Raw genomic sequence first — 16,016 nt, forward strand, 5'->3', positions numbered from 1 at the left:
GAGGACGATGGTTGCGGTAAGAAGTGCACATTTAAATAAAGCTGGTGAGTTTGACCCTCAAAAATGGATCGCAAGTCTGGGGATTTCCAGCCAGCAGTCGTGTGAACGCTTAACCGAAACCTGGGCCTATTGTTTACGCACAACGCAGGGGCATCCGGACGCTGAACTGCTGTTGTGGCGCGGCGTGGAGATGGTTGAAATTCTCTCCATGCTTAACATGGATATCGAAACGCTACAGGCCGCACTGCTGTTCCCACTGGCAGATGCTAACGTGGTGACGGAAGACGTGCTGCGTGAAAGCGTCGGCCAGTCCGTCGTGGCGCTCATCCACGGCGTGCGTGATATGGCCGCCATCCGTCAACTGAAAGCCGCGCAAACGGATTCTGTCTCTTCCGAGCAGGTGGATAACGTCCGCCGCATGCTGCTGGCGATGGTGGATGATTTTCGCTGCGTGGTGATCAAGCTGGCCGAACGGGTTGCCCATCTGCGCGAAGTGAAGGATGCGCCGGAAGACGAGCGCGTCCTGGCCGCCAAAGAGTGTACGAATATCTATGCGCCGCTGGCGAACCGTCTGGGTATCGGGCAACTGAAGTGGGAGCTGGAAGATTACTGCTTCCGCTATCTGCATCCGGCGGAATACAAACGCATTGCAAAATTGCTGCACGAACGCCGCATCGACCGCGAACACTATATCGAGGAATTTGTCAGCGGGCTGCGCCAGTCGATGAAAGAGGAGAATGTGCGCGCCGAGGTCTACGGGCGTCCGAAGCACATCTACAGCATCTGGCGCAAAATGCAGAAGAAACACCTCGCCTTTGACGAGCTGTTTGACGTGCGCGCCGTGCGTATCGTGGCGGAGCGTCTCCAGGACTGCTACGCCGCGCTGGGGATAGTACATACTCACTTCCGCCATCTGCCGGATGAGTTCGATGACTACGTCGCGAACCCCAAACCGAATGGCTATCAGTCCATCCACACTGTGGTGCTCGGCCCCGGCGGCAAAACTGTGGAAATTCAGATCCGTACTAAACAGATGCACGAAGACGCCGAACTGGGCGTCGCCGCGCACTGGAAGTACAAAGAAGGCACTTCCGGCGGCGCGCGCTCCGGACACGAGGACCGTATCGCCTGGCTGCGTAAGCTGATCGCGTGGCAGGAAGAGATGGCCGACTCCGGCGAAATGCTCGACGAAGTGCGCAGTCAGGTCTTCGACGATCGCGTCTACGTCTTTACCCCGAAAGGGGATGTGGTTGATCTGCCGGCAGGCTCTACGCCGCTCGATTTCGCCTACCACATTCACAGCGACGTGGGGCACCGTTGCATCGGGGCGAAGATCGGCGGACGTATCGTACCGTTTACCTACCAGCTACAGATGGGTGACCAGATTGAAATCATCACCCAGAAGCAGCCAAACCCAAGCCGCGACTGGCTGAATCCAAACCTCGGTTACGTGACCACCAGCCGCGGGCGCTCTAAAATTCACGCCTGGTTCCGCAAGCAGGATCGTGACAAGAATATCCTTGCCGGTCGTCAGATCCTTGACGACGAGCTGGAGCATATCGGGATAAACCTGAAAGAGGCGGAGAAGTTCCTGCTGCCGCGCTACAACTTCAACGAGCTCGACGAACTGTTAGCGGCGATTGGCGGCGGCGATATCCGCCTGAACCAGATGGTGAACTTCCTGCAAGCGCAGTTCAACAAGCCAAGCGCGGCAGAGCAGGATGCGGCAGCGCTGAAACAGCTCCAGCAGAAAACCTACGCTCCGCAGCAGCGCAGCAAGGACAATGGCCGCGTGGTGGTTGAAGGGGTGGGTAACCTCATGCACCATATTGCCCGCTGCTGCCAGCCGATACCGGGTGACGATATTGTCGGCTTTATCACCCAGGGGCGCGGGATCTCAATTCACCGCTCCGACTGTGATCAGCTTGCTGAGCTGCAATCGCATGCGCCGGAACGTATCGTGGAAGCCGTCTGGGGTGAAAGCTACTCCGCTGGCTACTCGCTGGTGGTGCGCGTCACTGCCAACGACCGCAGTGGCCTGCTGCGCGACATCACCACCATTCTCGCCAACGAGAAGGTCAACGTGCTGGGCGTTGCCAGCCGCAGCGATACCCGCGAGCAGCTTGCCACCATCGATATGACCATCGAAATCTATAACCTGCAGGTGCTGGGCCGGGTGCTCGGTAAACTGAACCAGGTGCCGGATGTGATTGACGCGCGTCGTCTGCACGGCGGCTGAACATCCTCTTCTGTAGGCCGGGTAAGGCAACGCTGCCACCCGGCATTTTGACATCAGGACAGAACTATGACTCAAATCGACCGCCTGCTTGGCATCATGAAACGCCTGCGCGACCCGGAAAACGGCTGCCCGTGGGATAAAGAGCAGACTTTCGCCACCATTGCGCCTTACACGCTGGAAGAGACCTACGAAGTGCTGGACGCGATTTCGCGCGAAGATTTCGACGACCTGCGCGGTGAGCTGGGCGACCTGCTGTTCCAGGTGGTGTTCTACGCACAGATGGCGCAGGAAGAGGGGCGCTTTAACTTTGACGACATCTGCGCCGCTATCAGCGACAAGCTGGAGCGCCGTCATCCGCATATCTTTGGCGATGCCTCCGCAGGCAACAGTGCGGAAGTGCTGGCGCGCTGGGAGCAGATCAAAAGCGCCGAACGCGCTGAAAAATCCCAGCACTCGGCGCTGGACGACATTCCCCTGAACCTTCCTGCGCTGATGCGCGCGCACAAAATTCAAAAGCGCTGCTCGGCGGTAGGGTTTGACTGGACCTCTCTCGGCCCGGTGCTGGAAAAAGTGCACGAAGAGATCGACGAGGTGATGCATGAAGCGCAGCAGGCCGTTGTGGATGAAGCAAAGCTGGAAGAGGAGATGGGCGATCTGCTGTTCGCGACCGTCAACCTTTCTCGCCACCTCGGTGTAAAAGCGGAAACCGCCCTGCAAAAAGCGAACATTAAATTCGAACGTCGCTTCCGCGAGGTTGAGCGCATTGTGGCCTCGCGCGGCCTGGAAATGAGCGGCATTGACCTCGAGGCGATGGAAGAAGTCTGGCAGGAAGTAAAACGCCAGGAACATGATCTCTAACGAAATTTTGCGATCAAGCGCAATTTGTGTGATTTTTTAAATGACAAGCGCTTGATTTGTGTCAAAAACATTTACCCAAAAGGGGCTATTTTCTCACTCCTTATGTTTGTCATGGCCTGGGAAGGAGACGGAGAATGAAAGTTTGTGGCGCTCGTCGTGTTCGGGTATACTACTTTCCCGTCCTGGTTATTCCATCGTTTCACCCTAACTTCTCAGGTTCAGCATGACAACGAACTATATTTTTGTGACCGGCGGGGTCGTATCCTCTCTGGGTAAAGGCATTGCCGCAGCCTCCCTCGCAGCCATTCTTGAAGCCCGTGGCCTCAATGTGACCATGATGAAACTGGATCCGTACATCAACGTCGATCCAGGCACCATGAGCCCAACCCAACACGGGGAAGTGTTCGTTACTGAAGACGGCGCTGAAACCGATCTGGATCTTGGCCACTACGAGCGTTTCATCCGTACCAAAATGACCCGTCGTAACAACTTTACGACTGGCCGTATCTACTCTGACGTTCTGCGTAAAGAGCGCCGTGGTGACTACCTGGGCGCGACCGTGCAGGTCATCCCACACATCACTAACGCCATCAAAGAGCGTGTCCTTGCCGGTGGCGAAGGGCATGACGTTGTGCTGGTTGAAATCGGCGGTACCGTAGGGGATATCGAATCCCTGCCGTTCCTCGAAGCGATTCGTCAGCTGGCGGTAGATATTGGTCGTGAGAACGCGCTGTTCATGCACCTGACGCTGGTGCCTTACATGGCGGCAGCAGGTGAAGTGAAAACCAAACCGACTCAGCACTCTGTTAAAGAGCTGCTCTCCATCGGTATTCAGCCTGATATCCTGGTTTGCCGTTCCGATCGCGCGATTCCGGCGAACGAACGCGCGAAAATTGCATTGTTCTGTAACGTGCCTGAAAAAGCCGTTATTTCAATGAAAGACGTCGATTCCATTTATAAAATCCCGGGCCTGTTGAAATCACAGGGTCTGGACGATTATATTTGTAAACGATTCAGCTTGAACTGTCCGGAAGCTAACCTGTCTGAATGGGAGCAGGTGATTTACGAAGAAGCCAATCCGGGCGGCGAAGTGACTATCGGTATGGTCGGCAAGTATATTGAACTGCCGGATGCCTATAAGTCAGTTATCGAGGCGCTGAAGCACGGTGGTCTGAAGAATCGCGTCTCCGTCAACATCAAGCTGATTGATTCGCAGGATGTTGAAACGCGCGGCGTTGAAATTCTCAAAGATCTGGATGCGATTCTCATCCCTGGCGGCTTCGGCTACCGTGGTGTTGAAGGCAAGATCGCCACTGCACGCTATGCGCGTGAAAACAATATTCCATACCTCGGCATCTGCCTGGGTATGCAGGTTGCGCTGATTGAATTTGCGCGCAACGTAGCGGGAATGGAAAACGCGAACTCTACGGAATTTGTGCCAGACTGTAAGTATCCTGTCGTGGCGCTGATTACGGAATGGCGCGACGAAGACGGTAACGTCGAAGTCCGTACCGAGAAGAGCGATCTGGGTGGCACCATGCGTCTTGGCGCACAGGCCTGCCAGCTGTCAGACGATAGCGTGGTTCGCAAGCTGTACGGCGAGCCGGTGATTACCGAGCGCCATCGTCACCGCTATGAAGTCAACAACATGTTGTTGAAACAAATTGAAGCTGCGGGTCTGCGTGTTGCGGGCCGTTCCGGGGATGATCAGTTAGTCGAGATCATCGAAGTGCCAAACCATCCGTGGTTCGTGGCCTGCCAATTCCACCCGGAATTTACTTCAACGCCGCGTGACGGGCATCCGCTGTTTGCAGGCTTCGTGAAAGCCGCCAGCGAGTACCAGAAGCGTCAGGCGAAGTAAAAAAAGTTAGAACGGCAACGCGTACCCCTGGTACGCGTTGTTTGTCTGGAGTTTTAGTTTAACTTGTACTGAGGAAAATCTAATGTCCAAAATCGTTAAAGTCATCGGTCGTGAAATCATCGACTCCCGTGGTAACCCGACCGTTGAAGCCGAAGTTCATCTGGAAGGTGGTTTCGTCGGTATGGCTGCTGCTCCATCAGGCGCATCTACAGGTTCCCGCGAAGCGCTGGAACTGCGTGATGGCGACAAATCCCGTTTCATGGGCAAAGGCGTACTGAAAGCGGTTGGCGCTGTTAACGGTCCTATTGCTCAGGCTATCGTTGGCAAAGATGCCAAAGATCAGGCTGGCATCGACAAGATCATGATCGATCTGGACGGTACTGAAAACAAATCTAACTTCGGTGCGAACGCAATCCTGGCAGTTTCCCTGGCGAACGCCAAAGCAGCAGCTGCTGCTAAAGGTATGCCACTGTTCGAGCACATCGCTGAACTGAACGGCACCCCAGGCAAATACTCCATGCCTGTACCAATGATGAACATCATCAACGGTGGTGAGCACGCAGACAACAACGTTGATATTCAGGAATTCATGATTCAGCCTGTTGGCGCGAAATCCCTGAAAGAAGCTGTGCGTATGGGTTCTGAAGTGTTCCACAACCTGGCTAAAGTTCTGAAAGCTAAAGGTATGAACACTGCTGTTGGTGACGAAGGTGGCTACGCGCCAAACCTGGGTTCTAACGCAGAAGCGCTGGCTGTTATCGCTGAAGCGGTTAAAGCAGCAGGCTACGAGCTGGGCAAAGACATCACCCTGGCGATGGACTGTGCAGCATCTGAATTCTACAAAGACGGTAAATACGTTCTGGCTGGCGAAGGCAACAAAGCGTTCACCTCCGAAGAGTTCACCCACTTCCTGGAAGACCTGACCAAACAGTACCCAATCGTTTCTATCGAAGACGGTCTGGACGAGTCTGACTGGGATGGTTTCGCATACCAGACCAAAGTACTGGGCGACAAAATCCAGCTGGTTGGTGACGATCTGTTCGTAACCAACACCAAGATCCTGAAAGAAGGCATCGAGAAAGGCATCGTTAACTCCATCCTGATCAAATTCAACCAGATCGGTTCTCTGACCGAAACGCTGGCTGCGATCAAAATGGCGAAAGACGCTGGCTACACCGCTGTTATCTCTCACCGTTCTGGCGAAACTGAAGACGCTACCATCGCTGACCTGGCTGTGGGTACCGCTGCTGGCCAGATCAAAACCGGTTCTATGAGCCGTTCTGACCGTGTTGCTAAATACAACCAGCTGATTCGTATCGAAGAAGCGCTGGGCGAAAAAGCACCTTACAACGGTCGTAAAGAGATCAAAGGCCAGGCATAAGCCTGAACTTTCGTTCTTATGAAAAAACCCGCTTCGGCGGGTTTTTTGTTTTCTATAGCAGAAGCGGCAGCGTGGCGCTGGCCGTTTGCTGGCTTACGTCACCGTAATGGCTGTCTACTGCGATAAGGGAAGTGGTAAGCAGTTCAACCAGCAGCATCACGCCAACCTTGGCATTGAGCGCACCTGCGCTCAGCGGTCCCTCGGGCTTGGCTGCAACCAGCTGTAAATCGCTCAGGGAGGCCAGCGGGCTGCGGGGCGTATTGCTGAGCGCCAGTACCTTAACGCCACGCTTGCGGGCGAGTTTCACCACGTGAAGCAGATCCCGTGTAGAGCCAGAACTTGAGATGGCCACCACCAGCGTCTCTTTCGAGAGCGTCGTCGCATTCATGGCGGCGCGATGCATATCGCTAAACAGCTGTGCAGGTTTGCCGAGTCGCAGCAGCTTGTAATGCAAATACTCCCCCAGAATCGCGCTGGCTGCCACCCCGTAAATTTGCACTGATTGCGCCTGATGCAGGGCCAGTGTCGCCTGTTCAAGCTGGGCCCGGTCGAGGAGTTTTGCGGTATCTTGCAGCGCCTGGACAGACTCATCCACCACGTTATCTATCGCATCTCCTGCCTGACGCTCTGGCAAACCCTGCTGAATATCCAGCGCAAGCGCCATTTTAAATTCGTTATATCCCTTACAGCCCAGCGTGCGGCAAAGGCGTGTGACGCTGGCCTCGCTGGTGCCGCTTTCACGCGCCAGCTCGGTGATCGTCAGGTAGAGCACCCTGGCAGGATCGTTGAGAACAAACTCCCCCAGTTTTTGTTGCGTTGGGCTGTACCCGGAAGCCTCCTGGCGTAGCTTCAGCAGCAGGTTTTCATGGTCCGACATGCTAGATCCTTAATGCGTTTCTCTGCCAACTAGTGTGGCGGAAAGCGGGGGAGAGATGCCAGTCATTTCGAAAAAGTATGATCGGCGTCCTGGTTTTTGGTGGTAATTTTCACAATTAAAATTATATGTGGTAAAAATTTTCATCAACAACCAGGGGGATAAAAAAATGATGCAAATGTTCAGCGGAGCGTCTTCCGGCGGATGGTTTGAAAAAGCGCAGCGCTTTGGCAAATCCTTTATGTTACCCATCGCCATACTGCCCGCAGCAGGTCTGTTGCTGGGGATCGGCGGGGCGCTATCGAATCCGAATACGCTTACCGCGTATCCATTTTTAGACGTTGGCTGGCTACAGGCCATCTTTACCATCATGAGCAGTGCAGGCTCGATTGTGTTCGCAAACCTGTCGGTACTGTTTGCTATTGGGGTCGCCGTTGGGCTGGCAAAAAATGATAAAGGTACGGCAGGGCTGGCGGCATTACTCGCTTATCTGGTGATGAATGCCACTATCAATGCGCTGCTGATCCTGACCGGAAAACTGGCGCATGAGAACCCGGGCGCCGTAGGGCAGGGCATGACGCTGGGTATTCAGACGCTTGAAACGGGCGTGTTTGGTGGGGTCGTTATTGGGCTTGTGACCTGCGCACTGCATCATCGGTTTAATAAAATCGCGCTTCCGCAATTTCTGGGCTTTTTTGGCGGCTCACGCTTCGTACCCATTATCAGCTCACTGGTGGCGATACTCGTCGGCGCGCTGATGACCGTGGTCTGGCCGCATTTTCAGAAGCTGATCTTTGGCCTTGGCGGTCTGGTGGATGCCACCGGCTATCTGGGGACATTGCTGTACGGCTTCATCCTGCGCATGCTTGGTCCGTTTGGCCTGCACCACATCTTTTATCTGCCGTTCTGGACCACCGCGCTTGGCGGCAGTGAAATTGTTAACGGTCACCTGGTTGAGGGCACGCAGCGGATCTTCTTCGCTCAGCTCGCGGACCCGAACACCCAGCACTTCTATGAGGGCACGTCGCGCTTCATGTCCGGGCGCTTTATTACGATGATGTTTGGCCTGCTCGGCGCCTGCCTGGCGATGTACCACACGGCTAAACCCGAGAACAAGAAGCGCGTAGCCGGGCTGCTGCTGTCAGCGGCGTTAACCTCTTTCCTGACGGGCATTACCGAGCCCATCGAGTTCTCATTCCTGTTTATTGCGCCGGTGCTGTACGCCATTCATGCGCTGTTTGACGGGCTGGCGTTTATGCTCGCGCACATGCTGCATATCACCATCGGGCAAACTTCTCCGGCGGGTTTATTGATTTCGTGCTGTTCGGCATTTTGCAGGGTGAAGCGAAAACTAACTGGATGTTCGTCCCGCTGGTAGGCGTACCGTGGTTCTTCCTTTACTACTGTACTTTCCGCTATCTGATTAAACGTTTTGATTTTGCCACGCCGGGCCGTGAAAAGGAGGCGTTGGCTGACGAGGCTACCCTGCCGCAAAGCGAGCGTGCCGCGGCGGTGATCGCCGGATTGGGTGGAAGAGACAATCTGGATGACGTTGACTGCTGCGCCACGCGTCTTCGCGTCACGGTGAAAGACGGTAGCAAAGTCAATGAAGCAGCACTGAAAGCGACCGGCGCGCGCGGCGTTATCGTCCGCGGCAACGGTGTCCAGGTCATCTATGGCCCGCACGTCACCCTTATCAAAAACGAAGTGGAAGAGATCTTATCGTAATGAAAACTGTACTGGATAACCTGAAAGGAAAACTGGTCGTCTCCTGCCAGGCGCTGGAAAATGAACCGCTGCACAGCCCGTTTATTATGTCGCGAATGGCGCTGGCGGCAGCCCAGGGCGGTGCCGCTGCGATCCGCGCCAATAGCGTGGTGGATATCAAGGCTATCAAAGGGCTGGTCTCACTGCCGGTCATCGGCATCATCAAACGGGACTATCCGGATAGCGAGGTGTTTATCACCGCAACGCTCAAAGAAGTGGATGAGCTGATGGCGGTCGCCCCGGACATCGTTGCGCTGGATGCGACCGCCCGGAAACGGCCCGGTGGCGTATCGCTGGACATGCTGATCGCGCAGATCCGCACCCGTTACCCTTCGCTGCTGCTGATGGCGGATATTGCCACCGTGCAGGAGGCCGTGACCGCGCAGGCGCTGGGGTTTGATTGTGTCGGAACCACCCTTTACGGTTATACGGCAGAGACCGCGGGCCATTCGCTACCGGAAAATGACTGCGCGTTTTTGAAAGAGGTGCTGTCTGCCGTCACGATCCCCGTGATTGCCGAAGGTAACGTGGATACCCCCGATCGTGCGGCCAGGTGTCTGGAATTGGGGGCGCATACGGTTGTCGTCGGCGGGGCGATCACCCGACCGCAGCAAATTACGGAACGGTTTATGGCGGCAATTGGCGCGCAAAGCACCGATGGAGCATGATCATCTGACGGGGATCTGCGATACTTATCGTTTATTCCCTTAACAGAGTTGACTATGCAGTACCCGATTAACGAGATGTTCCAGACCCTGCAAGGCGAGGGTTACTTTACCGGCGTTCCCGCTATCTTTATTCGTTTACAGGGATGCCCGGTTGGCTGCGCCTGGTGTGATACCAAACATACGTGGGATAAGCTCGCAGATCGGGAAGTGTCGCTGTTCAGCATTCTGGCGAAAACCAAAGAGAGCGATAAATGGGGCGCGGGCAGCGCGGAAGATCTGCTTGCCATAATTGGTCGTCAGGGCTGGACGGCGCGGCATGTGGTGATCACCGGCGGGGAACCCTGCATTCACGATTTGATGCCCCTCACCGAACTGCTCGAGAAGAACGGCTATAGCTGTCAGATCGAAACCAGCGGTACCCATGAAGTGCGCTGCTCCCATTCAACGTGGGTAACGGTTTCACCGAAAGTGAATATGCGTGGCGGTTATGACGTGTTGTCGCAGGCGCTTGAGCGTGCGGATGAGATCAAACATCCGGTGGGGCGCGTGCGTGACATCGAAGCGCTGGACGAACTGCTGGCGACGCTGACGGACGAAAAGCAGCGCGTGATCGCGCTACAGCCTATCAGCCAGAAAGACGATGCAACCCGGCTGTGCATTGAAACCTGTATCGCCCGCAACTGGCGCCTGTCGATGCAGACGCACAAATATCTGAACATTGCCTGATACTTTTGTGGCCCCGCTTAACGCGGGGCTTTTGTTGTTGGCAGTAAAGCCCAGGTCACGACTGCCGACCCAAGGCAAATCGCACTGTTGAACAGCAAGGCATACTGCGCGGCACTGGCCGTTCCCATCGGCAGCCATAGGGCGTACAGCGATGCGGTGACCGCGATCCCCATTGCGCCGCCCAGGGAACTGCCCATCTTATAGATCCCTGAAGCCACCCCCACTTTGTTTTCAGGGGCATTCATTACCGCCGTGTCCGTTGAGGGCGTGGCGTAACATCCGAGCCCCAGCCCGAATAAAATATTGCTCAGAAAGACGGTGACAATGTAGACCTCTTTGCTTAAGAAGGTGCATGAAATCAGCGTAATACCTGTTGCGGTCAGCAGCGGGCCGGTCATCATCGGCAGCCTGGCGCCATAGCGCTGAAGCAGTTTTTCACCCACCCGGATCATCGCCAGTACGGTAACCAGATACCCCAGCGTCATCATGCCGGTCTGTAGCGGTGACAGATGATGGCCTTGCTGCAACCAGATGCTGGCGATCATCATGGTGCCAATGCAGCCGTTGAGCAGGAAATTTGAGAATACCGAGGCGCTATAGGCACGGTTTTTAAACAGGGCGAAATCGATCAACGCCGCATCGCCCTTCCGCCGCCCGGTAACGACAAAGCACATCAGTGCAATCACGGCTCCACACAGTACAAGAAGCGATAAACTGCTGCTCCAGCCCCAGCTGTGTCCTTTGCTGATAAACAGATTGAACAGCACCAGCATAAGGACAAAACTCACCAGGCCGCTGATATCCAGCTTGTGTCGACACGCATCAGGGCTGCGGCTTTCCGGCGTGGCGCGGATAAGCAATAGCGCGACCAGAGCCACCACTATCGACAAAATAAAAATCCAGCGCCAGCCCAGCGTGGTGGCGATGGCGCCTCCCACAAACGAGCTCAGGCCACTCCCGCCCCATGAACCAATAACCCAGAAGCTGATTGCGCGCTGGCGTGCTTTCCCTTCATACCAGGTCTTAATCAGCGCCAGCGTGGCGGGCATGATGCAGGCCGCGGATAGCCCCTGTATCGCTCTTCCCAACAGAAACAGGACGGGCTCCCATGAAATGAACAGCAGACCGCTTCCGATCATGCTCAAAATCAGGCCTGTCATGGTCAGGCGCATGCGCCCAAACTTATCGGCAAACCCACCGCAGGCTACGACAAAACAGCCGCTAAACAACGCGCTCAGGCTGACGGCCAGCGTAAGGGTTTCGAGGGCAATGTCGAGGCTATTCTGCATGGCCGGAACCACGTTGATAACCGACTGGGCAAACAGCCAGAAGGTCAGAACGCTCATGACGATACCCGCCAGCAGCCGATCGTTACCGGCGTAGGCGGATGCGTCTGTCAGGGAAACGGTACTCATAATGCAGCCCTCCCGGGAAGGTGCGAATCAGCGCAGATAGTGTTCGGTCAGTGCGGCCCACAGCGCCGCGCCGGTGAGGAGAATAGTGTCGTTAAAGTCGTAGCCCGGGTTATGCACCATGCAGCGGTCAGGCTCATCGCCAGCGCCAAGGGTGAAATAACAGCCATTGGGATTTTTCTCGAGCATGAACGCAAAGTCCTCGCTGCCCATAAACGCATTCACCTCCGCGACGGAATCCTGACCGAACAGATCGGTGGCGACGTTGCGCACCATCTCATTGGCTTGCGGATTGTTTTTCAGTACCGGGCTGCCATTAATGTGTCGAATGGTAGCCGTGGCATTGAAACTTTCCGCCTGCGCAACGGCGATATCATGGATGCGCTGTAGCACGGTTTGCCGCACGCTTTCATCCAGCGTGCGCACGGTAAGTTTCATCAATACTTTGTCGTTGATGATGTTGGGGGCATGTCCAGCCTGAATGCTGCCTACGGTAACGACGGCAGGCTGAAAAGGGGTGATATTGCGCGAAACAATGGACTGCAAAGCGATAGTGATATGGCAGGCAACCAGGGTGGCGTCAACGGTATGTTCTGGCACCGCGCCGTGACCACCCACGCCGTTAACCTCAATATGAAGGGTGTCGGAAGAGGCCATCATGGCGCCATCGCGCAGACCAATTTTTCCGAGGGGCTGTGACGGCATATTGTGCAGACCAAAGATGTGGTCGCAGGGGAACAGGTCAAACAAACCGTCCTCTACCATAACGCGTCCGCCATACAGAAGTTCTTCCGCGGGCTGAAAAATAAGGTGCAGCGTGCCGTTAAAATTACGGGTGCGTGCCAGGTACTCCGCTGCATACAGGAGCGTTGTGGTGTGGCCGTCATGACCGCAGCCGTGGAATTTACCCTCAACGGTACTGCTCCAGGCCTTGCCGCTGTTTTCCTGCATAGGCAGCGCATCCATGTCGGCGCGCAGACCCAGGCGTTTAGGCCCTTTACCCACCTTCAGCGTGCCGACCACACCGGTTTTCGCCAGGCCGCGATGAACCTCATATCCCCATTCCTCAAGCAACGCCGCAACGCGATCGCTCGTATTGTGCTCCTCAAAACCAATTTCAGGATGCTGATGAAAATAGCGACGTAATTCAGTGAACTGGGCCTCTTTGCCGCGCAGAGCTTCGATAATTGGATGTGTCATTTTTGTTATCCTTTTTATGCCAAACGGTGATAATTTCGAGTCTATGACGATCGCACTGCCAGAAAATGCATTTTTTTGTTGTAAAGCGACGGTTTTGTTTTGATTGTTTTTCATACAATTCCGTTATGACAAAAAAGAGCCGGTCATTATTTGTCTTTGATGAGGGGAAAGATGAATCAGCGGGGAGATGAATTTTGGGTGGAGATCCAGGACATTCGCCACTGCGTGGAGGATGAAGGCGATACGCTAACGTTGCTCTGGGTGCTGGAAGGGCGGGCTGAGCTGAATACCGATGTGGGACGTGACATCCTGGAGGCCAATACCCTTGCCATCATCAACCGTCATCGGCGCTGGCAGTTCACGAGCGAAACGGCAAATATCACCCTGCGCGTGTCCCTTTCCGGGCGCTGGGTGGTCCAGCTCTGCAATGATTTTTTTGTCCATGATTACGCTATACCGGCAGAAGCCGGAGGCGTCTGGCCCCAATGCGATGCGCTTCGCGATCTGCTGCGCCAGCTTCTTGTGGTCACCCTCATCAACGACCCACACCGCTACCGGCTGGAGGCGTACCGCTGGCTGAGCGAGATATTGCTGTTGCTGACCAGCCGCTTTCAGCAGCCCGCCCGGTTTTTGTCCCGTGAACTTTCCCCAGCGCACAGCAAACGCATTGCCCGGGTGATAGAGCGGATCAATGCCAGTTATTCTCGCCGTATTACGCTTGCGGAAATCGCCGCGAGTGAATATGTCTCTGAAGCCTGGCTCTCTCGTCTCTTTAGAAAGGAAGTGGGGATCAGTTTCATGCAGTACATCACTACCCTGCGGCTGGAAAAGGCGGCTGACGCGCTCCGTCTGACGAACCGACCGCTGCATCAGATTGCGCTTGAGCAGGGTTTCGCCAGCACGCGTATGATGACCGATCGGTTTCGGCGTGTTCACAATATGTCCCCGGGTGAGTTTCGTAAGTCCCGACGCCAGCACCCGGAGGCCACACGTGTTCGTACGGACAGGTGTGAGCAGCGCTATCCGGTGGCCATGGATAAGCTGTTTAGCCTGCTCAATGAACCGGTGGCGCGCGGCTGGGGAGCCTCCCCGCTTATCGATCGCCCGCAGCAGGAGCAGACACTGGATCTTGAGCAGCTTAATCCTCTCTCCACCTCGCTGCGTCGTATGCGGGTGGTCATTACCCTGCGTGAGCTCGACGATTTACTGCGTGAGGACGTTCGTCAGAATCTTGAAGCGATAAATGAGGCCATTCCCATAGAGGGAATTGATATCGCCGAACCTTTTCTCAGCAGCCGTCTGTTTGCCACCGGGTGGGATGACCCCCAGATGGCGGGCTACGCCTGCTGGTACAATCTGCATCAGCTCTTCACCTGGCTGGCAAAAAAGCAATGGACGGTGCTGCTGCACACCGGCGTAACGACCCGTCGCGATCTACTTGCCCGTTTTTTACAACGGTCGGTCAATCATTTTTCGCCCGAGATCACCGCGGGCTGGCACTTTGTCATGCACTGGTCAACACAGACGAGTGAGGAGACCCGGGAGCAGGTCTGGCTGGCGCAACAAAACGTCATACGCAACTATCTGCCACAGGCAAAGTTTGGTTTATGGCATCGATTTTCACCCGACAGCGCGGGCGTGAGCGACAATACCCTGTTCAGCTCAGCCATCCTGATGCAGGCCGATTTTCTTGCCTGTTCAGCCGATGCCAATGAACTTCTCGATCCTGCGCAGCGGGAGCCAGCCCAACTCTCTTCTACAGAAAATTATCCGGTACAGAAGATCCGCCAGATTATCGCCGCCCTTCGTCTGCGCAAATGTTCGCTTCCCGTCTGGCTTCTCTCCTGGAATACCCTCACCGGGAACACGCGGGCGACAAACGGCTGGTTTTTTCGTGGGGCGCTGCTGATGCAGAGCCTGCTCGGGCTATCGGAGCAGGTCTGGCTAGGGGGATTCTGGCTCAATTCGGGCCTTCAGGGTGAAGCTCGTGCGAATAATACCATCGATACCTCAAGCCTTGCGCTACAGTACAACCATGGTCTCCCACGGCCGGTTTATTGGGTACTCTGGCTCTGGCAACGCCTGCGGGGCGAGGTGCTGGTAAACGACGGGCGTGTTCTGCTCACGCGCCATCACAATGGTTACCAGTTGCTGCTGCGTAATGTGGTGGTTTTTAATCCGCTCCTTTCCAGTGAAGAAGCATTCATCCAGCGTTTTCGCCAGCAGTATCATTTACATCTGAAGGGCATGCGCGGTATTTGGCGAATTAAACGCCATCTTTTCGATCAGCATAACGGCGCGCTCTATCCGTTCCTTGAAGGGGTAGGCAGCGAAAGCGGCCCTGACGAAGAGATGTGGCGCTGGATAGCGCACAAAGCGCGTCCAACGCTTTCCCTATACGATGAACGCATTGATGACGGCTGGCAACTGACAGAATCACTGGAGAGTAATGCGCTGGTGCTCTATGAGTTTACGCCGCTCGTGCCTCTTGAGGCCGAAACGGAGGAGATTCACTCCCCGCGGTAGACGCAGCCTGCCGTGCAGGTCTCTTTGATCATCACCGCGCTCAGCAGCGGCACAAGCGGTTTCATCTGATCCCAAATCCATTTCGCCAGCACTTCGCTGGTCGGGTTTTCAAGGCCCGGAATATCATTCAGATAGTAGTGATCGAGACGATCGTAGGTCGGCTTAAACGCGGCCTTCAGTTCGGCAAAGTCCATGATCCAGCCCGTATGGGGATCGACTTCACCGGTGATTTCAAGACGCACCATAAACGAGTGTCCATGCAGGCGGCCACATTTGTGCCCGGCAGGAACGTGTGGAAGGTGGTGTGCGGCTTCGAAGGTGAAATCTTTAAACAGTGTGGTGGACATCATAGCTCTCAGGAATGCGGAAAAAACCGCCGCATAGTACCGGAAAGCACAATTTTTATCATTAACTAAAACGGCTCTGAACGGTCACCGCCTCGTATTCATGGTGTATATCGACTTTTGTTGTTTTATTTCATATGGTTATTTAATCGCTTTTATC

General features: G+C 55.2%; 11 protein-coding genes and 1 pseudogene. 8 read left to right on the forward strand and 4 right to left on the reverse strand.

The window, feature by feature from the left end; all coding sequences use genetic code 11:
- The first annotated feature begins 7 nt into the window (after positions 1-7).
- The 4 genes from relA to eno all read left to right on the forward strand — a co-directional run bounded on the left by relA (position 8) and on the right by eno (position 6,339).
- Positions 8-2,239, forward strand: a complete 2,232-nt coding sequence (gene relA / locus ACOTZP_RS03750) for a GTP diphosphokinase (RefSeq protein ID WP_022649204.1) — start codon at positions 8-10, stop codon at positions 2,237-2,239.
- Between the two features lie 66 nt (positions 2,240-2,305).
- Positions 2,306-3,097, forward strand: coding sequence for a nucleoside triphosphate pyrophosphohydrolase (mazG, locus tag ACOTZP_RS03755; protein ID WP_022649203.1), 792 nt, complete (start codon positions 2,306-2,308; stop codon positions 3,095-3,097).
- Between the two features lie 223 nt (positions 3,098-3,320).
- Positions 3,321-4,958 carry a glutamine hydrolyzing CTP synthase gene (pyrG, locus tag ACOTZP_RS03760; protein ID WP_022649202.1) on the forward strand — a complete coding sequence of 546 codons (1,638 nt, stop codon included), beginning with the start codon at positions 3,321-3,323 and terminating at the stop codon, positions 4,956-4,958.
- Between the two features lie 82 nt (positions 4,959-5,040).
- A complete protein-coding gene (eno, locus tag ACOTZP_RS03765; protein WP_022649201.1) occupies positions 5,041-6,339 on the forward strand; it encodes a phosphopyruvate hydratase in 1,299 nt (432 codons plus the stop codon).
- 52 nt (positions 6,340-6,391) lie between these two features.
- On the opposite strand, the gene ACOTZP_RS03770 is transcribed toward eno, so the two are convergent.
- Entirely contained in the window at positions 6,392-7,216 is an 825-nt protein-coding gene (locus ACOTZP_RS03770; RefSeq protein ID WP_015571725.1) for a MurR/RpiR family transcriptional regulator, read from the reverse strand.
- A 166-nt stretch (positions 7,217-7,382) separates the two neighbouring features.
- Here ACOTZP_RS03770 and ACOTZP_RS03775 point away from each other — a divergent pair.
- The 3 genes and pseudogenes from ACOTZP_RS03775 (at position 7,383) to queE (ending at position 10,374) form a co-directional block, all read left to right on the forward strand.
- Positions 7,383-8,941 (forward strand): annotated as a pseudogene (locus ACOTZP_RS03775) (maltose/glucose-specific PTS transporter subunit IIC).
- On the forward strand, positions 8,941-9,648 hold the full coding sequence (locus tag ACOTZP_RS03780) for an N-acetylmannosamine-6-phosphate 2-epimerase (protein ID WP_023298492.1): 708 nt from the start codon (positions 8,941-8,943) through the stop codon (positions 9,646-9,648). The pseudogene ACOTZP_RS03775 and the gene ACOTZP_RS03780 overlap by 1 nt, the downstream one beginning before the upstream one ends.
- Before the next feature lie 54 nt (positions 9,649-9,702).
- Positions 9,703-10,374 carry a 7-carboxy-7-deazaguanine synthase QueE gene (gene queE / locus ACOTZP_RS03785; RefSeq protein WP_006811780.1) on the forward strand — a complete coding sequence of 224 codons (672 nt, stop codon included), beginning with the start codon at positions 9,703-9,705 and terminating at the stop codon, positions 10,372-10,374.
- 17 nt (positions 10,375-10,391) lie between these two features.
- Here queE and ACOTZP_RS03790 read toward each other — a convergent pair whose 3' ends face one another.
- Entirely contained in the window at positions 10,392-11,789 is a 1,398-nt protein-coding gene (locus ACOTZP_RS03790) for an MFS transporter (protein ID WP_032626005.1), read from the reverse strand.
- A gap of 27 nt (positions 11,790-11,816) precedes the next feature.
- Positions 11,817-12,986, reverse strand: coding sequence for a M20 aminoacylase family protein (locus tag ACOTZP_RS03795; RefSeq protein ID WP_271074541.1), 1,170 nt, complete (start codon positions 12,984-12,986; stop codon positions 11,817-11,819).
- 171 nt (positions 12,987-13,157) lie between these two features.
- Here ACOTZP_RS03795 and ACOTZP_RS03800 point away from each other — a divergent pair, with 171 nt between their 5' ends.
- The gene (locus tag ACOTZP_RS03800; protein ID WP_271074540.1) at positions 13,158-15,512 is read left to right on the forward strand and encodes a helix-turn-helix domain-containing protein; all 2,355 of its coding nucleotides are present in this window, start codon (positions 13,158-13,160) and stop codon (positions 15,510-15,512) included.
- Here the strand turns inward: ACOTZP_RS03800 and queD are convergent.
- Positions 15,497-15,862, reverse strand: coding sequence for a 6-carboxytetrahydropterin synthase QueD (gene queD, locus ACOTZP_RS03805; protein ID WP_006811776.1), 366 nt, complete (start codon positions 15,860-15,862; stop codon positions 15,497-15,499). The genes ACOTZP_RS03800 and queD overlap by 16 nt on opposite strands.
- Positions 15,863-16,016: the final 154 nt, after the last annotated feature.

It is taken from the genome of Enterobacter cloacae complex sp. SYL001 (assembly GCF_049237025.1).
GTDB lineage: Bacteria > Pseudomonadota > Gammaproteobacteria > Enterobacterales > Enterobacteriaceae > Enterobacter > Enterobacter intestinihominis.